Origin of the sequence: Streptomyces blastmyceticus (genome assembly GCF_039521185.1) — a bacterium.
Lineage (GTDB): Bacteria > Actinomycetota > Actinomycetes > Streptomycetales > Streptomycetaceae > Streptomyces > Streptomyces blastmyceticus.
Genome location: NZ_BAAABW010000002.1, coordinates 1 through 18,705, shown reverse-complemented (window position 1 = coordinate 18,705; position 18,705 = coordinate 1). Strand labels below are relative to the sequence as shown.

The window sequence follows — 18,705 nt, the reverse complement described above, 5'->3', positions numbered from 1 at the left end:
CCTGCGGGCGCGTCCTCAAACTCCCCCAGCTACCGCTGGGAGGTGCCCCCACGGGCTGAATTTTGCGCACCCCGGGGGTCTGGGGGCGGAGCCCCCAGCTTCGGGAAGGGGCGGGGCTGGGGACTATTCCTCCCCCGCCACCTCACCGAACCGCGCCAGCGTCAACGCCCCCACCACCGCAAGCACAAACCCCGCCACAGCCAACGGCTCCAGACCCGGTCGCGTACGGTCACCCAGCCAGATCACCCCGGCCATCGCCGGGAGAAGCGTCTCGCCGATCACCATGCCCGCCGTCGCCACGGTCACAGACCCCCGCTGCAGCGCGGACGTCAGGAGCAGGAACGCCGCGCCCCCGCCCAGCAGCAGCGCGTACGACGCCGGGTTCGTCAGCACCCGTGCCGGCGACAGGTCGTCGACGAGGCGGACGGCCACCTCCACGACGCCGAAGCCGAAGCCCGCGCCCAGGCCCAGTGCTGCCGCGCGCGCGCGGCCCGGCAGGCGGCCGGCGACCGTGCCCAGGCCCAGGACCGCGGCGGCGGCCACGAGGGTGCCCACGCGCAGGGCCGTGGAGCCCGTGCCGTGGCCCTCCGCACCCGAAGCGAGACCCAGCAGCGCCAGGCCCCCGCAGACCACGCACACCGCGCCCCACTCCATGCCGCTGAGCCGTACGCCCAGCACCCGGGAGGCCACCACGGCCGTCACCGCGAGGCTCGCGGCGAGGGCGGCGCCCACGGCGTAGATGGGCAGGGACCGCAGCGCGACCAGCTCCAGCAGGAAGCCGAGGCCGTCGAGCGCCAGGCCCGCCAGATAGCGCCACTGCCGCAGCACCCGCAGCAGCAGCACCGGGTCCACGCCCGAGCCGCTGCCGGGCGCGGAGGCCCGGGCGGCGACGGCCTGGAGGACGGACGCGGTGCCGAAACAGACCGCCGAACCGAGCGCGCAGAGCATCCCTAGAAGCACGCCCCGACTGTAGGCCGCGCGGCGTCCCGCCACAGGAATTCCCCCTTTAAGGTGAACGCCTCAGCGGAACCACGCTGAACAGAACGCATTCCGACGGGGGTCGGAACATGGCGGAGAAGGCGCGACGGCGCTTGCGCTCGTCCACGGTGGTGCTCGGCGGCATGGGCGCCCTCGCGGCCGCCCTCACCTCCTGCGGCTCCGAGCCGGACAAGCGCTGCGTGGACCCCAAGAGCTACGACGTGGCCAAGGGCGGCTCGCTGCGCCCGTACTGGGACGAGAGCGCGTACTACCCCTTCTCGCTCGCCGAGGTCGAGGCGCTGGAGGACGTCGTGGCGGAGCTGCACGAGATGTGCCTGACCGCGGCCGGGCACATCGTCGACCGCGACCGCTTCGCCGACCTCGGCATCACCGACGCGCGCCTCGCGGGCCTGGTCGCCGAGTCCTGGCGGCGGCGGGACGAACTGCCCTCCGTCCACGGGCGGTTCGACCTGCGCTACGACGGGCGCGGCCCGGCCACGATGCTGGAGTACAACGCCGACACGCCGACCTCGCTCGTGGAGGCGGCGAGTGCCCAGTGGTTCTGGATGGAGGACCGCTTCCCCGGGTACGCCCGCTTCCTGCCGCACGTGATCCGCTGACGGCCGGGCCCGTCCCCGACGGGATTGCGGGTGATCGGGGGCTGTGACAGCCTGACGGCGAGAGCGGAATCCCCGAAGTCACCCCTGGGGAGTGAACGCAGATGGCCGGTGGAGACAAGTCCCGGGACAAGGCCGCGCAGCAGAAGGACCAGGCGAAGTCCAAGGCCGCCCAGGAGCGGGAGAAGGCCGACGACCGCGCCCGCCGGGCCAAGGTGGACGCCGAGGTCGAGGAGTGGAAGGCCCGCGAGATCTTCGACAGGAACTTCGACGCCTGAAGCCTGAACGGGCATGAGGACGGCGGCCCGGCCGCCGCCCAGCGGGCCGCCGCGCCCTCCTCAGTCCGCCAGAACCGCCCGCAGCTGGTCGAGGCCCCAGTCCAGGTCCTCCTTGCTGATCACCAGCGGCGGGGCGATGCGGATCGTGGAGCCGTGGGTGTCCTTGACCAGGACCCCGCGCTCCATCAGCTGCTCCGAGATCTGCCGGCCGGTGCCCTTCGCGGGGGCGATGTCGATGCCCGCCCACAGGCCCCTGCCGCGTACGGCCTCCACCGCGCCGCCGCCCACCAGCAGCCCGAGCTCGTGGTGGAGGTGCTCGCCGAGCTCCGTCGCGCGCTGCTGGAACTCGCCCGACCTGAGCATCGCGATGACCTCCAGGGCCACCGCGCAGGCCAGCGGGTTGCCGCCGAAGGTCGACCCGTGCTCGCCGGGGCGGAAGACGCCCAGCACCTCGCGGGAGGCGGCCACCGCGGACACCGGCACCACCCCGCCGCCGAGCGCCTTGCCCAGCACGTACATGTCGGGCACCACGTCCTCGTGGTCGCAGGCGAAGGTCCGGCCCGTGCGGCCCAGCCCCGACTGGATCTCGTCCGCGATGAACAGCACCCCGCGCTCGGCCGTCAGCCGCCGCACGCCCGGCAGATAGCCGGGGGGCGGCACCAGCACCCCGGCCTCGCCCTGGACGGGCTCCAGCAGCACGGCCACGGTGTTCTCGTCGACGGCCGCCTCCAGCACGGCGAGGTCGCCGTACGGGACGATCTCGAAGCCCGGGGTGTAGGGGCCGTAGTCGGCGCGGGCCTCCTCGTCCGTGGAGAAGCTGATGATCGTGGTGGTCCGGCCGTGGAAGTTGTTGTCGGCGACGACGATCTTCGCCTGCCCGTCCGGCACGCCCTTGACGCGGTAGCCCCACTTGCGGGCGGTCTTCACGGCCGTCTCGACCGCCTCCGCGCCCGTGTTCATCGGCAGCACCATGTCCTTGCCGCACAGCGCGGCCAGCTCGGTGCAGAAGTCGGCGAAGCGGTCGTGGTGGAAGGCGCGCGAGGTGAGCGTCACCCGATCGAGCTGTGCCTTGGCCGCGTTGATCAGCCGGCGGTTGCCGTGGCCGAAGTTGAGCGCCGAGTACCCGGCGAGCATGTCGAGGTAGCGCCGCCCCTCGACGTCGGTCATCCACGCGCCCTCCGCATACGCGACGACGACCGGCAACGGGTGGTAGTTGTGCGCGCTGTGGGCCTCGGCGGCTGCGATGCTGCGTTCCGTGGATGTCACCGTGTGCTCCGTTCCGGTGTGCGGGGCATGCTGCTCTTGCTTTTCTACACCCCCACCCGCACCGCAGGACCGAGTCCGGTTGCGCACCTGAGAGAATGTGCCCATGGCCCTCGATCGTCCGCGCGCGCTCTCCGGTATCCAGCCCACCGCAGGTTCGTTCCACCTCGGGAACTACCTCGGTGCCGTCCGGCAGTACGTGGCGCTGCAAGACACCCACGACGCCTACTACATGGTCGTCGACCTGCACGCGATCACCGTGCCGCAGGACCCCAAGGAGCTGCGCGCCAACACCCGCAGCGCCGCCGCCCAGCTGCTGGCCGCGGGGCTCGACCCGGAGCGCTGCACGCTCTTCGTGCAGAGCCACGTGCCCGAGCACGCCCAGCTCGGCTGGCTGATGAACTGCCTCACCGGCTTCGGCGAGGCGTCGCGGATGACGCAGTTCAAGGACAAGTCGGCCAAGCACGGCGCCGGCCAGACCACGGTGGGCCTGTTCACCTACCCGATCCTCCAGGTCGCGGACATCCTGCTCTACCAGGCGAACGCGGTTCCGGTGGGTGAGGACCAGCGTCAGCACGTCGAGCTCACCCGTGACCTCGCCGAGCGCTTCAACGCCCGTTTCGGTGACACCTTCACCGTGCCCGCGGCGCACATCGTCCGCGAGACGGCGAAGATCTACGACCTGCAGGACCCGCACGCCAAGATGAGCAAGTCGGCGTCCACCCCCAAGGGCCTGATCAACCTGCTGGACGACCCCAAGGTCTCCGCGAAGAAGATCAAGAGCGCCGTCACCGACACCGACACGGTCATCCGCTTCGACGCCGAGAACAAGCCGGGCGTCAGCAATCTGCTGACCATCTACGCCACGCTCACCGGCACGGGAATCCCGGAACTTGAGCAGAAGTACGAGGGCAAGGGCTACGGTGCGCTCAAGACCGACCTCGCCGAGGTCATGGTGGAGTGGGTGACCCCGTTCCGCGCCCGTACGCAGGAATATCTCGACGACCCGGAGACGCTCGACGCGATCTTGGCCAAGGGCGCCGAGAAGGCCCGTGCGGTCGCCGCCGAGACCCTGGCGCAGGCGTACGACAGGATGGGCTTCCTGCCCGCGAAGCACTGAGCACGGCGAGCACGCAGCAGGCATCGATCAAGCGCCGAGCGGACCGGCAGCGGCCGGCCGCGCGCCCGGGACCATGTGGCCCGGGCGCGCGGGACCAGGGAACCTGGCACCAGGGGCGGCCCAGCCGTCACACTGGCCACGGGGACACGCAGGCGCACAGGAGGGAGAACGCAATGGGGACCGTAACGCTCGGCGTTTCGATCGCGGTCCCGGAGCCGTACGGCAGCTTCCTCCAGAAGCGCCGCGAGGGCTTCGGGGACCCGCACGCGCACGGCATCCCCACGCATGTGACCCTGCTGCCGCCCACCGAGGTCGACGCCTCGTCCCTGCCCGCGATCGAGCGGCACCTCGCCGAGGTCGCGGCCCTCGGCCGCCCCTTCCGGATGCGCCTGTCCGGCACCGGCACGTTCCGCCCCCTGTCGCCCGTCGTCTACGTCAACGTGGTCGAGGGCTCCTCCTCCTGCGCCTGGCTCCAGAAGCGCATCCGCGACGAGTCCGGCCCGGTCGCGCGCGAGCTCCAGTTCCCCTACCACCCGCACGTGACCATCGCCCACGGCATCGCCGAGGAGGCGATGGACCGGGCGTACGCGGAGCTGTCGGACTTCGAGGCGGCCTGGACGATCACGGGCTTCGCGCTGTACGAACAGGGTGACGACGCGGTGTGGCGCCTGGAGCGGGAGTACCCCTTCGGGGCGACCGTGGAGAGCGGCGTCCCCAGCCAGTCGGACGTGGCCAGGCCCCCGGCGCCGTCGCGCTAGCCCAGCCGGAAACCGGCCCGTGAGGGCACCTCCCCGGAGGGTTCGGGGGGCTTTCGCGTGGCAATGTGTGGGTCCATGCAATGGCTGACCCGACTGCCCTGGATCGGGCCCCTGATCGCCCGGCTCATGCGCACCCACGCATGGCGTTCCTACGAGACCCTCGACCGGGTGAAGTGGAGCCGCCTGGCCGCCGCGATCACCTTCACCAGCTTCCTCTCCCTCTTCCCGCTGATCACCGTCGGCGCGGCCATCGGCGCCGCCATACTCAGCACCCAGCGGATGCAGGAGCTCGAACGCAAGCTCGCCGAGCAGGTGCCCGGGATCTCCGGCAAGCTCGACCTCAGCGCCCTCGTGGACAACGCGGGCACCGTCGGTGTCGTCGCCGGTGCCGCGCTGCTCTTCACCGGCCTGGGCTGGATCGGCTCCCTGCGCGAGTGCCTGCGCGCCGTCTGGGAGCGCGAGGAGAGCCCCGGCAACCCGGTCCTGCTGCGGCTGAAGGACGCGGCCCTGCTGCTGGGCCTGGGCGGGGTCGCCCTGGTCTCACTGGGCTGCTCCACGTTCGCCACGTCGGCCGTGGGCTGGGTCGTCGAGAAGGCCGGGCTGCAGGGCGTCGGCGGTCTGCTCACGGCGGCGGGCTTCTGCATCGCCGTGCTCGCCGACTTCCTGCTGATGATCTACGTGCTGTCGCGCCTGCCGGGCGTCCACCCGCACCGGCGGCCGCTCGTGCAGGGCGCGCTGATCGGCGCGATCGGCTTCGAACTCCTCAAGCTGCTGCTGAGCGGCTATCTCCAGGGAGTGGCGGCCAAGAGCATGTACGGCGCGTTCGGCGCCCCGGTGGCGCTGCTGCTGTGGATCAACTTCACGGCGAAGCTGATGCTTTTCTGCGCGGCGTGGACAGCGAGCGCCGGACAGGCCGGGAACAGCCCGTCCGGCGCTTGAGGCCGAGCGCGTCAGCGCTTCTTGCGCACCAGCTCGGGGAGTGGGTGGCGGCGGTGGACGATGAATCCCGCCACCGCCAGCGCGGCGAGCGCGCCGCCCGCGATGCCCACCGCCGTCCACATGCCGCCGCCGGACCCGGCGACCGACGCCTGCGTGCGGTCGGCGTCCGGCCGGCCCGACCCGTCGCCGGACTTGCCCGCCGTGCCCTTGGGCGGTACGAGCATGCCGACCGGCTTGACGTGCCCGGCCGCCTCGAAGCCCCAGTCGAGGAGCTTCGCGGTCTCGGTGTAGACCTCGTACTGCTCGCTCTTCTCGGGGTTCATGACGGTCACCAGCAGCTTGCGGCCGTCGTGCTGGGCGACGCCGGTGAACGTGTTGCCCGCGTTGGTGGTGGAGCCGTTCTTCACACCGGCCATGCCCTTGTACGCGGGTACACCCTGTCCGGTGAGGAGCCGGTTGGTGTTGACGATCGTGGACGACGTGCGCTTCTCGCCCTTCTTCTCCTCGTCCGGGAACTGCGCGGTCACCGTCGAGCAGTACTCCCGGAAGTCCGCCTTCTGCAGGCCGGAGCGGGCGAAGAGCGTCAGGTCGTACGCGCTGGAGACCTGCCCCTCCTCGTCGTAGCCGTCGGGGCTGACGACGTGGGTGTCGTTGGCCTGGAGTTCGTCCGCGTGGGCCTGCATGTCCTTGACGGTCTGCGGGATGCCGCCGTTCATCGTGGCCAGCGTCCGCACCGCGTCGTTGCCCGAGCGCAGGAAGACGCCGAGCCACAGGTCGTGGACGGTGTAGGAGGAGCCCTCGTGGAGGCCGACGGCGCTGCTGCCCGCGCCCATGCCCTCCAGGTCGGCGGGCACCACCCGGTGGACCTTGTCGCGGGGGAGCTTCGGCAGCACCGTGTCGGCGAAGAGCATCTTCAGGGTGGAGGCCGGGGGCAGTCTCCAGTGCGCGTTGTTCGCGGCGAGGATCTCGCCGGACTCGGCGTCGGCGACCAGCCAGGAGCGGCCGCTGAGGTCCTGGGGCAGCTGCGGCGCGCCCGGACCCAGCTGCACCTGGGGGCCGGGTTTGCCGAGCAGTTCGCCGCCCACCGTGGACATCCGGGGAGGCGGGGTCTTGGGGGCGCCCTTGCCGTCGGCCGGGTTGTCGGCGACGGCGGGAGCGGCGGTCATCAGCGGGAGGAGCAACGAGGCGGCAGCCGCGAGGGCGGCGCGGTAGCGGCGCGTCGCGGCGTACCGCGGGGGGTGTGATGTCGTCGGCACGTCCGTGAACGTACCCCGCCGCCCGTGGCCTGTGGATGGTGCCTCACCGGTGCGGGTACCGGCCGGGGACCCGATAGGGGGAGTCGGGGCGGCCGAACGCATACTGAAACGCATGCTGAGTTCTTCCGGAGAGACCACCGGCGCCTCTCCCGCCCCCGCCGTCCTCTCCCGTCGCGTGTCCTGGTTCCTGCTCGCCTTCGGCGCGTGGTCTTGGGTCATCTGGATCACCTTCGCGAAGAATCTCTGGAAGGACGGCAGCGGGCTCGCCTTCGACGATGCGGGTGACCCGACCACGTACTTCTGGGTGCATCTCCTGCTCGCCATCACCTCGTTTCTCCTGGGGACGGCTGTGGGGGTCGTCGGGTTGCGCGGGGTGCGGGCGTTGCGGCGTACCTCATAGCGGGATGATTCCGGCCACCTCCTCCGGCCGGCGCCGATCACTTGGCCGATTCCCGGGACGTACGGGCGCTCGTGTGTTTGGGTGATGCGCATCACGGGCGGAGGGGGCGTGGGGGATGCGTGCTGGCCGATTACGGACGGGTGCGGCGGCGGCCGTGGCAGCGGTGCTGCTGACGGCCGGGGCGGCCGGCTGCGGGCTGGCGTCGCCGGGCGGCGGGGACCGGGGCCCGATCACGGTCGGCACGACCGACACGGTCACCGCGCTGGACCCGGCGGGCGCCTATGACATCGGCTCCTGGGCGCTGTTCGGCAACCTCTACCAGTCGCTGCTGACCTTCACGCCCGGCTCCGCCACCCCGGTGCCGGACGCGGCGAGCCGCTGCGGCTTCCGGGGCCGGAGCCTGCAGACGTACGTGTGCACCCTGCGCGACGGGCTGACGTTCGGCAACGGCCATGAACTGACGGCGAAGGACGTGAAGTTCTCCTTCGACCGGATCCGGCGCATCCACGCCGAGCAGGGCCCCTCGGCGCTGCTGTCGACGCTGGACGCGGTGGAGACGGCCGGGGCGACGGTGACCTTCCGGCTGAAGGTGCCGGACGCCACCTTCCCGTTCAAGATCGCCACGGGCGCCGGGTCGATCGTGGACTCCTCGCTCTATCCCGCGGACGCCCTGCGGCCGGGGGCGGAGGCCGACGGCTCGGGCCCGTACGTCCTCAAGAGCTACCGGCCGGGCGTGCGCGCCGAGCTGAAGCCCGCCAAGCACTACCGGGGCGCGGTCGAGCCCAAGGGCAACGCCGTCGACGTGCGCTACTTCGCGGGGCCCGCGCAGCTGAGCGAGGCGTGGAAGCGGCGGGGCATCGAGGTCGCGGGCCGCCAGCTGCCCCCGGCGGACATCGCCCGCCGGTCGCCGTCGGACACCGGCGCCAAGCTGATGGAGTCCTCGGGTTCGGTGGCCCGCTCGCTGGTCTTCAACCTGCGGGACGGCTCGCCGGTGCGGCAGGTCGCGGTGCGCAGGGCGATCGCCGCGGTCGTCGACCGCGAGGCCCTCGCGCGCGACGTCCACCTGCGCACCGTGGAGCCGCTGTACGCGCTCATCCCGCAGGGCCTCACCGGCCACAGCACGTCCTTCTTCGACGCCTACCCGGCGCCCGACCCGGAGAAGGCCAGGACCCTGCTGCGGCAGGCGGGCATCACCGGGCCGGTGCGCTTCGGCCTTGCCTATTCGAAGGGGGCCGCCACCGACGAGGAGGCGGCCCTGCTGAAGAAGCAGCTGGAGGCCACCGGGCTGTTCGAGGTGACCACCGAGCACGTGGAGTGGGCGGAGTTCCTGGCGGGCTACGCCCGCGGCGCCTACGACACCTACTGCGTCAGCTGGCTCGCGGACTTCCCCGACCCGGACACCTTCACCACCTCCGTCGTCGGCAAGGACTCCGCCCTGCACTCCGGCTACACCAGCGCCCGGGTGGAACGGCTCATCCGCGACACCCAGCAGGAGGAACAGCGCATCCGCACCTCCGAGGACTTCCGCGCCATCCAGAAGATCATCGCGGAGGACGTGCCGCTGGTGCCGCTGTGGCAGAAGAAGGAGTACGTCCTGGGCGACGCCGACATCTCGGGCACGCAATATCTCTCGGACGGCACGGGCACCTGGCGCCTGTGGCAGCTCGACCGGATCTGACCCAGGCCGGCGGCGGGCTCAGAGGCCGTGGCGGGAGAGGAAGTCCACGATCAGCCTGGACCACTGTTCGGGGCGTTCGGCCATGACGATGTGGCCCGTGTCGAGTTCGGCGTACTCCGCGCCCGGGATGCCGTCGGCCAGGACCCGGGAGTTCCCGGGCGATACCAGGGCGTCCTGCAGGGGGGGCGATGACCAGGGTGGGCACGGAGATGCCCGCGAGGTCGCCCGTGGTGTCCGTCGTCTGCACCACGGCCGCCTGCTCGGCGGCACCGGCCGGTACGCCCTTGATCAGCAGGTTGTAGAAGGACGGGAGCTGGTCCTCGGGCATGGCGTTGAAGAAACCCGGGCTGAAGCCGCTCAGCGCGGTGAACCGTGCGAAGGCCTCCAGGTCGCCGTGCGCCAGCAGCTTCTGCCACAGGTCGAGGGAGGCAAGCACCCGGTTGTCGGCCTTGGCCAGACCCGCCGTCAGCACCAGCCCCCGCACCCGCTCGGGGTGCCGGGCCGCGAGCCGTACGGACACCAGGGTGCCCATCGAGTAGCCGATGACGGTGAAGGTGTCGAGCCCGGCCGCGTCGGCCTGTGCGACGAGCGCGTCGGCCATCAGGTCGGCCGTCAGGACGTCCGCGCGCGGGGTGGCGCCGGAGCCGGGGAAGTCGGCCGCCACCACGGTGTGGTGCGCGACGAGGGAGGGGATCAGCGTCGTGAAATTACCCGCGATGCTGCCGCCCGCACCGTGGGCGAGCAGCACGCCGGGGCCGGAGCCGCGGACCGTGGCGGACAGGGATATCGGAAGCCGTGTCATGCCGTCGAGCCTGCCATGTGACGCACCGTCAACGCATGAGGCCCCGCTCCCATGCGGGAGCGGGGCCTCATGGCCGGATGCGACCGAAGATCAGTAGCGGCGCGTGATCAGGGCGCGCTTGACTTCCTGGATCGCCTTGGTGACCTCGATGCCACGGGGGCACGCGTCGGTGCAGTTGAACGTCGTGCGGCAGCGCCACACGCCGTCCTTGTCGTTCAGGATCTCCAGCCGCTGCTCGCCGGCCTCGTCACGCGAGTCGAAGATGAAGCGGTGGGCGTTGACGATGGCCGCCGGGCCGAAGTACTGCCCGTCGTTCCAGAACACCGGGCAGGACGACGTGCACGCGGCGCACAGGATGCACTTGGTGGTGTCGTCGAACCGCTCGCGGTCCTCGGCCGTCTGCAGGCGCTCGCGCGTCGGCTCGTTCCCCTTGGTGATGAGGAACGGCATGACGTCGCGGTACGCCTGGAAGAACGGGTCCATGTCGACCACGAGGTCCTTCAGGACCGTGAGGCCCTTGATGGGCTCGATCGTGATCGGCTTGCCCGGGTTGAGGTCCTTGATCAGCGTCTTGCACGCCAGGCGGTTCTTGCCGTTGATGCGCATCGCGTCGGAGCCGCAGATGCCGTGCGCGCAGGAACGCCGGAACGTCAGCGAGCCGTCCTGGTCCCACTTGATCTTGTGGAGGCCGTCGAGGACCCGCTCCTTGGGGTCGATCTCCAGCTGGAAGTCCTGCCAGCTCGCCTCGGCCGCGACCTCCGGGTTGAACCGGCGGACCCGGAAGGTGACCGTGATGAGGTGCGAGGAGGTGGAGTCCGCCTCGAGCTTGTCCAGGGTCGTCGGGGTTGCCATCAGTACTTACGCTCCATCGGCTGGTAGCGGGTCTGCACTACCGGCTTGTAGTCGAGGCGGATCGAGTCCTTGCCGTCCGTGCCGACCTCGCGGTACGCCATGGTGTGGCGCATGAAGTTGACGTCGTCGCGGGTCGGGTAGTCCTCGCGGTAGTGACCGCCGCGGGACTCCTTGCGCGCCAGCGCGGACACGGCCATCACCTCGGCCAGGTCGAGCAGGTTGCCCAGCTCGATGGCCTCCAGCAGGTCGGTGTTGAAGCGCTTGCCCTTGTCCTGGATGGACACGTTCTTGTAGCGCTCGCGCAGCTCGGCGATCTTCTCGACGGCCGTCTTGATGGTCTGCTCGGTGCGGAAGACCATGACGTTGGCGTCCATGGTCTCCTGGAGCTCCTTGCGGATGTCCGCGACCCGCTCGTTGCCCGTGGACTCGCGCAGCTTCTCGACCTGCTCGATGACGAGCTGCGCCGGGTTCTCCGGCAGCTCGACGTAGTCGGAGCGGTGCGCGTACTCCGCGGCGGCGATGCCGGCCCGCTTGCCGAAGACGTTGATGTCCAGCAGCGAGTTGGTGCCCAGGCGGTTGGCGCCGTGCACGGAGACGCAGGCGACCTCGCCGGCGGCGTACAGACCCGGCACGACGGTGTCGTTGTCGGAGAGCACCTCGCCCGCGACGTTGGTCGGGATGCCGCCCATGGCGTAGTGCGCGGTGGGCTGGATCGGGATCGGGTCCGTGTAGGGCTCGATGCCGAGGTAGGTCCGTGCGAACTCGGTGATGTCCGGGAGCTTGGCGTCGAGCTGCTCCGGCGGCAGGTGGGTGAGGTCGAGGTAGACGTGGTCGCCCTCGGGGCCGCAGCCACGGCCCTCGCGGATCTCCGTGTAGATGGAGCGCGAGACGACGTCGCGGGAGGCGAGGTCCTTCATGACGGGCGCGTACTTCTCCATGAAGCGCTCACCGTCCTTGTTGCGGAGGATGCCGCCCTCGCCGCGGGCGCCCTCGGTGAGGAGGATGCCCATGCGCCAGATGCCCGTCGGGTGGAACTGGAAGAACTCCATGTCCTCCAGCGGCAGGCCGCGGCGGTAGCAGGCCGCCTGGCCGTCACCCGTGAGGGTGTGCGCGTTGGAGGTCACCTTGAAGAACTTGCCGGTGCCGCCGGAGGCGTAGACGACCGACTTGGCCTGGAAGATGTGGATCTCGCCGGTGGCCAGCTCGAAGGCGACCACACCGGCCGACTTCTTGACGCCGTCTACCTCGGTGATCAGCTGGTCCAGGACGTAGAACTCGTTGAAGAACTCCACGCCCTCCTTGACGCAGTTCTGGTACAGCGTCTGGAGGATCATGTGGCCGGTGCGGTCCGCGGCGTAGCAGGCGCGGCGGACCGGGGCCTCGCCGTGGTTGCGGCTGTGCCCGCCGAAGCGGCGCTGGTCGATGGTGCCGTCCGGGGTGCGGTTGAACGGCAGGCCCATCTTCTCCAGGTCGAGGACCGCGTCGATGGCCTCCTTCGCCAGGATCTCGGCGGCGTCCTGGTCGACCAGGTAGTCGCCGCCCTTGATCGTGTCGAAGGTGTGCCACTCCCAGTTGTCCTCTTCCACGTTGGCCAGCGCGGCGGCCATGCCGCCCTGCGCGGCGCCCGTGTGGGAGCGGGTGGGGTAGAGCTTCGTCAGCACCGCGGTGCGGCTGCGCTTGGTCGACTCGATGGCCGCGCGCATGCCGGCGCCACCCGCGCCGACGATGACGGTGTCGTACTTGTGGATCTTCATGGTCGCGTCAGCCCCGGGCTCTAGCGGATGTTCGGGTCGAAGGTGAAGATCACCAGCGTGCCCAGCAGGACGGTGAACACCGTGGCGGCGTACAGCAGGTTCTTCAGCCAGAAGCGGGTCGTGGCCCGCTCCGCGTAGTCGTTGATGACCGTGCGCAGGCCGTTGGCGCCGTGCAGCATCGCCAGCCACAGCATGACCAGGTCCCAGGCCTGCCAGAACGGCGAGGCCCAGCGGCCGGCCACGAAGGCGAAGCCGACCTTGGACACGCCGCCGTCGAGCACCAGCTGGATCAGCAGGTGGCCGAGGACCAGCACGACCAGGACGATGCCGGACAGCCGCATGAACAGCCAGCCGTACATCTCGAAGTTGGTGCGGGTCGACTTCGGGGTCTTCTTGGTGCGCTTGCGCGGCGCCTCGATGACCGGAGCCGGGTGGTCCACGTCGTAGAGCGACACGGAGTCGTTCACAGCGGGGGTGGTGTCAGCGGACATCTCGCGTCAGCTCCCGAACAGCGTGCGCAGCGTGTGCTGGAGCACGGGGTAGAAGGCGCCGGCCATGAGCACGACCCAGATGGCGACCACGGTCCAGAGCATCTGCTTCTGGTATCGCGCGCCCTTGGACCAGAAGTCCACCGCGACGACACGCAGACCATTGAGGGCGTGGAAGAGGATGGCGGCGACGAGGCCGTACTCCATCACATTGACGACGGGCGTCTTGTACGTCGCGACGACATCGTCGTACGCCTCCGGGGAGACGCGAACGAGAGCGGTGTCGAGGACGTGCACGAACAGGAAGAAGAAAATGAGGACGCCGGTGACTCGATGAGCCACCCATGACCACATGCCTTCCCGGCCGCGGTACAGCGTTCCAGCCGGCACGGAAAACCCTCCGGGAGCGGGGATCGGGGCCTGCCGGCTTCACTGTCAGCGGGCCCGGCCGGGTACGGTCCACCGGCCCTGGCCATCGTAGCGACGCCTTGTCGGTTCTTTCTCCCGGGGTCGTCGGGTGTGGTCAATCACGCACGTACGGCCCAGTGCGGCGCCCGAAAGGGGCCGTTCGGGGGCCTCCGCGCGCCGGATGGGCCCCGGTTTGATGATCTTCAGGCGCTATGTCCGTGGTGCTGCCGGGTGTCGTGGTTCCGGGTGCACGGAGTGTCGGGGGCGAGCCGGACCAGCCGGCCGCGGGCCAGCCGGGCGAGTTCGGCGGCGGTGACGGCGGCCTCCTCCCCGACGGAGCCGTCCAGCCGGGCGCGGAGCGCGGCGAGGGCGCGGTCGAGGGCCTCGGCGGGGCGGCAGCCGTCGAGGCACATCACGAAGACGTGGCCGAATCTGTGCTCGTAGGCCGCCTGGCCCCGGCACAGCGCGGCGAGCGCGGCGGAGCCGGCGGATATGCCGGGGGCCGTCCGGCGGACGAGCGCCGGATACGGACCGCTCTCGTCCGCGAGCGCCTCGGCGAGGTCGGCGGGGGTCAGGGCGTGGGCCGCCCGGTCGGCGGCCCGGAGCAGGGCGGCCAGATCGGGGTACGGGCGCCCGGCCACCAGCTGCCGGGCCCACCGGCGGCTGCCGCAGCAGGCCAGCAGGGCGGCTTCGGCGGCGCCGGGCACCGCGGAGTTGAGGCGGTCGAGGCCATGGCGGGCGGGGCCGTGCAGCGTGGCCTCCTCGGGAGTGCGGATCTGAAGACGTACGAATCCGCGCACAGGGGACGAGAGGCGGTGCACGGGGCCGTACGGGCGATGCGGGGCCATGCGGGACGGGACGGGCGTGGCATGCGGGTTCGTCATGCGGTTGTGACGGTCTTGTGATGCGGGGACGCGTGAGAACTCCACGGTCCGGCGTGCACACTGGGCCGCCACCGTAGCGATGGTTATCGGCCACTGTCCGACGGATGCGCGAATTTCCTTCGGACGGGCCGCTCCTGGGCGCGTGGTGGACACCCGCCACGGGCACACGCAGATTACGGTCGCCTCATATTTGCCCCAAATAGGAGGCTTTGCTCCCATGGGTCCACCAGTCAGAATCACCCGGGCGGGCGTGGTGCGGGGCACCGTCACCGGAGTAGCACTCGTCGCCACCATGACGATCATGGGCTGCCCCCGGGACAGCGCCACCCACCCCGCACGGGACGACGCCCGCTCCCCCCAGGCATCCCCCTCCTCCGCCGCCCCGTCGGCCACCGGCCAGGCACCCGTGGCGCAGGGCACCCCGCGCACCGTGCCCGCTCTGCGCTCCGCGATGCCCGCGGCCGGGCCCGGCTGGCGGCCCGCCCCCGGCGCCCGCGTCGTCACCGACCAGGCCGGACCCCTCGCCGACGAGGCCCGCCGCCTGGCCGACGAACTGAAGCTGGGCACCGCCGCCGGCCCCGCCCACCCCGGCGACATCGAACTGGCGCTGCGCCCGGACCAGGCCGGCGGCCCCGAGGCGTACGAACTGACCACGCACGACCGGAAGGTCCTGATCACCTCGCAGGGCGAGGCGGGCGTGTTCTACGGCACCCGCACCGTCCTGCAGGCCGTGCGCTCCGGCGGTGGGCTCCCCGAAGGCGTCGTGCACGACGCGCCCGACCGCGCGCAGCGCGGGCTCAACCTCGACACCGCGCGCAAGCACTTCACCGCCGCCTGGATCGAGGACCGGCTGCGCGAGATGGCCGACCTCAAGCTCAACCAGTTCGGCCTGCACTTCTCCGACGACCAGGGCTTCCGCATCGAGAGCGACACCCACCCCGAGATCGTCTCCCCGGAGCACCTCACCAAGGCCGAGGTCCGCCACATCCTCGCCCTCGCGGACTCCCTGCACATCACCGTCGTCCCCGAGATCGACTCGCCCGGCCACCTCGGCGCCGTCATCGACGCCCACCCCGACCTCCAGCTCCGCGACGCCACGGGCACCGCCCTGCGCGGCGCCGTGGACATCGCGAACCCCGATGCCGCCGACATCGTCGACGACCTGCTGCGCGAGTACGCGCCCCTCTTCCCCGGCGCGTACTTCCACCTCGGCGCCGACGAGTACCGGGCGCTGACGTACAAGGACCCCGAGTCCTCCTTCCCGCACCTCACCGAGGAGGCCCGCCGCCGCTACGGCTCCCGGGCCCGCGTCCAGGACCTCGCCACCGGCTGGCTCAACGACCGGGCGGCCGTGCTGCGCACCCTCGGCAAGAAGCCCAAGGCGTGGAACGACGGCTTCTTCACCGGCGGCGTCATCACCGCGGACAAGGACATCGAGGTCGAGTACTGGACCGGCAAGGAGCTCGGCGCGCGCGACCCGCAGGAATACCTGAACGAGGGACGCACGGTCGTCAACCTCAACGACGAGTACCTCTATTACGTGCTCGGCCAGCCGAACCAGTTCACGTACCCCACCGGGCAGCGGATCTACGAACAGTGGACGCCGTCCGTGCTGCGCGGCACCACCCCCGTGGAAGGCGGCGCGACGCCCGCGCGCGTGCCCGGCGGCAGGCTCGCGGTCTGGTGCGATCGCGCCGACGCGCAGTCACCCCAACAGGTCGCCGACGGAATCCGCCTGCCCCTGGCCGCCCTCGCCCAACGCCTCTGGAACGCGGGCCCGCCGCCTATGCCCTGGAAGGACTTCACGACACTCACTCAAAAGGTCCACTGACGGCTGCGCTGCGCCGCTTGTCCTCAAACGCCGGACGGGCTGGAAAATCCAGCCCGTCCGGCGTTTGAGGACGCGCCCGCAGGGCGCCCCCGCCGCAGGCGGCAACGGACCCGCACCCGGCAACGGGCCCGCACCCCCAGCTGCCCGGATACCCCCGCAGGACCAATAGGCCCTACCCTCCGGGAGGTACGCACGCGCACTTGAACGAGGGCCCGATGAAGATCGAATTCTTGCTGCACAACGCCTACGGCATCGGCGGCACCATCCGCTCCACCGTCAACCTCGCCGCCGCCCTCGCGGACCGGCACGAGGTGCGCATCGTCAGCGTCAACCGCCCCGTGGACGAACCCGAACTCACCATCGACCCCCGCGTGCGCCTCACACCGCTCGTCGACCTGCGCGAGGGCACGGACACCGACGAGTACGAGGCCCCCCTCAACCAGCGGCCCAGCGAGATCTTCCGGGACGAGCGCATCGACAACGGCCGGATGGCCGCTACGGCCCTCACCGACGAGCGCGTGGCCGCGCACCTCGCCGCCACCGACGCCGACGTCGTCATCGCCACCCGCCCCAAGCTCATCGGCTACCTCGCGAAGTACGGCAGCGACCGCTTCCTCCGCCTCGGCCAGGAGCACCTCACCCACGAGGCGCACGTCCCCGAGCTGCACGCCGTGATGGACCCGGCGATCGCCGCGCTCGACGCGTTCGCCACCGTCTCCGAGGCGGACGCCGGGCACTACCGCGAGGCACTCCCCGACGCCCGCGCGCGCATCCTGTCCATCCCCAACGCCGTCCCGGCGCCCGTCGCCGAGCCCTCCGACGGCACGTCGCGGACCATCGTCTCCGCGGGCCGCCTCGTCGCGGTGAAGCGCTACGACCGCCTGGTCGCCGCCTTCGCCGAGGTCGCCGCCGAGCGCCCGGACTGGAACCTGCGGATCTACGGCCGTGGCCCCGCCAAGGCCAAGCTGCGCAAGCAGATCGAGGAGCTGGGGCTGTACGAGCGCGTCACGCTCATGGGCGCCCGCTCGCCCATCGAGACCGAGTGGTCGAAGGGCGCCGTCGCCGCCGTCGCCTCCGACGCCGAGTCCTTCGGCATGACCATCGTCGAGGCCATGCACGCCGGGCTCCCCGTCGTCGCCACCGACTGCCCGTACGGCCCGCGCGAGATCCTCACCGACGGCACCGACGGCGTCCTCGTCCCGCTCGACGACGCGGACGCCGTCGACGCCTACGCCGAGGCGCTCCTGAAGCTCACCGGTGACGCCGGCCTCCGCCGCCGCCTCGGCGCGGCGGCCCGCGAGACCGCCCACCGCTACGAGCCGTCCCGGATCGCCCAGCGCTACGAAGAGCTCTTCGAGGAGCTCCGCCCCGGCTCCACGGCCGCCGCGCCCGCCCCCGAGAAGAAGGGCGGCTTCCTGCGCGGCCTCTTCGGCGGCGGCCGCGCCAAGCAGCCGGCGGCCGCGGCCCCCGCGCCCCAGGGCGACACCGCCCACCCCGAGGCCCGCTGCGCCGTCGACGCCGACGGCTCCCTGACCGTACGGCTGCGCCCGGAGCAGCTCACCGGCGCCGACACCCACGTCCTGCTCCGCCACCGCGGCACCAAGGGCAAGGAGGCCGTGCGCGTACCGCTGTCCGCCGACGGCACCGCCCGCATCGAGCGCGCCGCGCACACCATGGCCGAGGGCCGCTGGGACACCTACGTCGAGCGGGCCGGCGACAAGTCCCGGCGCCGCCTGGCCGCCGCGCTCGTCGAGCAGAAGGCGCTTCTCGGCCTCCCGCTCACCGAGGGCGCCGCCGGGGTCGCGGCCTGGGTGCCGTACGAGACCAGCGACGGCTTCCTCGCCGTCCGCACGTGGCTGCGCGAGCGGCACGCCGAGGCCACCGAGGTGCGCGTCGGCGCCGACGGCATCACCGTCACCGTCTCGCTCCACGGCACGCCCCTGGGCGACGGCGCCGAACTCGTCGCCCGGCTCCGCAACGGCGACGGCGCGGCCGGCGACGTCCGTGCGCCCCTGCGGGACGGCACCGGCGTCCTCCCCTACGAGCCGATGCAGAAGCGCATCGCCGACGAACAGGACCTCTGGGACCTCTGGGCCCGCCCCGCCTCCGGCGCCCCCCTCGTCCGCGTCGGCCGCCTCACAGGCGACTTCGCCGACCGCAAGGGCATCGACACGTTCCCGGCGGCGACGCGCGGCGAGGTGCGGCTGCGGCCGTACTTCACGGTGACGAACGACCTGACGGTGACGGTGAAGGACGCGTCAGCGGCTGACGCCGCGTAGCGGCTTCTGGGTGCGGGTCCGCTGCGCCTGCGGCGGGCTTTGTTCCCCAGCCCCGCCCCTTCCCGAAACTGGGGGCTCCGCCCCCAGACCCCCGGGGTGCGCGAATTCAGCCCGTCCGGC

At 71.5% G+C, this 18,705-nt stretch carries 16 protein-coding genes and 2 pseudogenes; 9 read left to right on the top strand and 9 right to left on the bottom strand.

Going from position 1 to position 18,705, the window contains the following annotated elements; translation table 11 throughout:
- Positions 1–123: 123 nt before the first annotated feature.
- Positions 124–948 carry a DMT family protein gene (locus tag ABD269_RS02180; RefSeq protein WP_344116015.1) on the bottom strand — a complete coding sequence of 275 codons (825 nt, stop codon included), beginning with the start codon at positions 946–948 and terminating at the stop codon, positions 124–126.
- A gap of 263 nt (positions 949–1,211) precedes the next feature.
- Here ABD269_RS02180 and ABD269_RS02175 point away from each other — a divergent pair.
- Both ABD269_RS02175 and ABD269_RS02170 read left to right on the top strand, forming a co-directional pair.
- A pseudogene (locus ABD269_RS02175) lies at positions 1,212–1,565 on the top strand (glutathionylspermidine synthase family protein); the annotation flags it as partial.
- Positions 1,566–1,699: 134 nt separating this feature from the next.
- On the top strand, positions 1,700–1,873 hold the full coding sequence (locus tag ABD269_RS02170) for a hypothetical protein (RefSeq protein ID WP_301892931.1): 174 nt from the start codon (positions 1,700–1,702) through the stop codon (positions 1,871–1,873).
- 60 nt (positions 1,874–1,933) lie between these two features.
- On the opposite strand, the gene rocD is transcribed toward ABD269_RS02170, so the two are convergent.
- Positions 1,934–3,139 carry an ornithine--oxo-acid transaminase gene (gene rocD / locus ABD269_RS02165; RefSeq protein ID WP_344115466.1) on the bottom strand — a complete coding sequence of 402 codons (1,206 nt, stop codon included), beginning with the start codon at positions 3,137–3,139 and terminating at the stop codon, positions 1,934–1,936.
- Between the two features lie 103 nt (positions 3,140–3,242).
- Between rocD and trpS the strand changes: the two genes are divergently transcribed.
- The 3 genes from trpS (at position 3,243) to ABD269_RS02150 (ending at position 5,953) form a co-directional block, all read left to right on the top strand.
- On the top strand, positions 3,243–4,256 hold the full coding sequence (trpS, locus tag ABD269_RS02160) for a tryptophan--tRNA ligase (protein ID WP_301892929.1): 1,014 nt from the start codon (positions 3,243–3,245) through the stop codon (positions 4,254–4,256).
- A 173-nt stretch (positions 4,257–4,429) separates the two neighbouring features.
- The gene (locus ABD269_RS02155) at positions 4,430–5,014 is read left to right on the top strand and encodes a 2'-5' RNA ligase family protein (protein WP_301892928.1); all 585 of its coding nucleotides are present in this window, start codon (positions 4,430–4,432) and stop codon (positions 5,012–5,014) included.
- A 75-nt stretch (positions 5,015–5,089) separates the two neighbouring features.
- A complete protein-coding gene (locus ABD269_RS02150) occupies positions 5,090–5,953 on the top strand; it encodes a YihY/virulence factor BrkB family protein (RefSeq protein WP_344115462.1) in 864 nt (287 codons plus the stop codon).
- Between the two features lie 11 nt (positions 5,954–5,964).
- On the opposite strand, the gene ABD269_RS02145 is transcribed toward ABD269_RS02150, so the two are convergent.
- Positions 5,965–7,209, bottom strand: coding sequence for a D-alanyl-D-alanine carboxypeptidase family protein (locus ABD269_RS02145; protein WP_344115460.1), 1,245 nt, complete (start codon positions 7,207–7,209; stop codon positions 5,965–5,967).
- A 112-nt stretch (positions 7,210–7,321) separates the two neighbouring features.
- Between ABD269_RS02145 and ABD269_RS02140 the strand changes: the two genes are divergently transcribed.
- A complete protein-coding gene (locus tag ABD269_RS02140; protein WP_301892924.1) occupies positions 7,322–7,609 on the top strand; it encodes an SCO4848 family membrane protein in 288 nt (95 codons plus the stop codon).
- Positions 7,610–7,724: 115 nt separating this feature from the next.
- On the top strand, positions 7,725–9,287 hold the full coding sequence (locus ABD269_RS02135) for an ABC transporter substrate-binding protein (protein WP_344115457.1): 1,563 nt from the start codon (positions 7,725–7,727) through the stop codon (positions 9,285–9,287).
- Positions 9,288–9,414: 127 nt separating this feature from the next.
- Here ABD269_RS02135 and ABD269_RS02130 read toward each other — a convergent pair.
- From ABD269_RS02130 to ABD269_RS02105, 6 genes and pseudogenes are all read right to left on the bottom strand, one after another.
- Positions 9,415–10,089, bottom strand: a pseudogene (locus ABD269_RS02130) (alpha/beta fold hydrolase); the annotation flags it as partial.
- 90 nt (positions 10,090–10,179) lie between these two features.
- Positions 10,180–10,941 (bottom strand): succinate dehydrogenase iron-sulfur subunit, encoded by a 762-nt coding sequence (locus ABD269_RS02125; RefSeq protein ID WP_301892920.1) that lies wholly within the window; start codon positions 10,939–10,941, stop codon positions 10,180–10,182.
- Complete coding sequence (gene sdhA / locus ABD269_RS02120; protein ID WP_301892918.1) at positions 10,941–12,695, bottom strand: succinate dehydrogenase flavoprotein subunit; 1,755 nt, start codon at positions 12,693–12,695, stop codon at positions 10,941–10,943. Before sdhA ends, ABD269_RS02125 begins: the two co-directional genes overlap by 1 nt.
- A gap of 20 nt (positions 12,696–12,715) precedes the next feature.
- Positions 12,716–13,186: a succinate dehydrogenase hydrophobic membrane anchor subunit gene (locus tag ABD269_RS02115; protein ID WP_301892916.1), complete on the bottom strand. Its 471-nt coding sequence runs from the start codon at positions 13,184–13,186 to the stop codon at positions 12,716–12,718.
- Positions 13,187–13,192: 6 nt separating this feature from the next.
- On the bottom strand, positions 13,193–13,573 hold the full coding sequence (sdhC, locus tag ABD269_RS02110; RefSeq protein ID WP_116213508.1) for a succinate dehydrogenase, cytochrome b556 subunit: 381 nt from the start codon (positions 13,571–13,573) through the stop codon (positions 13,193–13,195).
- Between the two features lie 221 nt (positions 13,574–13,794).
- Complete coding sequence (locus ABD269_RS02105) at positions 13,795–14,475, bottom strand: 2-oxo-4-hydroxy-4-carboxy-5-ureidoimidazoline decarboxylase (RefSeq protein ID WP_344115445.1); 681 nt, start codon at positions 14,473–14,475, stop codon at positions 13,795–13,797.
- Between the two features lie 217 nt (positions 14,476–14,692).
- Between ABD269_RS02105 and ABD269_RS02100 the strand changes: the two genes are divergently transcribed.
- Both ABD269_RS02100 and ABD269_RS02095 read left to right on the top strand, forming a co-directional pair.
- Positions 14,693–16,306 (top strand): beta-N-acetylhexosaminidase, encoded by a 1,614-nt coding sequence (locus tag ABD269_RS02100; protein ID WP_344115443.1) that lies wholly within the window; start codon positions 14,693–14,695, stop codon positions 16,304–16,306.
- A 215-nt stretch (positions 16,307–16,521) separates the two neighbouring features.
- Positions 16,522–18,585 (top strand): glycosyltransferase, encoded by a 2,064-nt coding sequence (locus ABD269_RS02095; protein ID WP_344115441.1) that lies wholly within the window; start codon positions 16,522–16,524, stop codon positions 18,583–18,585.
- Positions 18,586–18,705 lie beyond the last annotated feature (120 nt).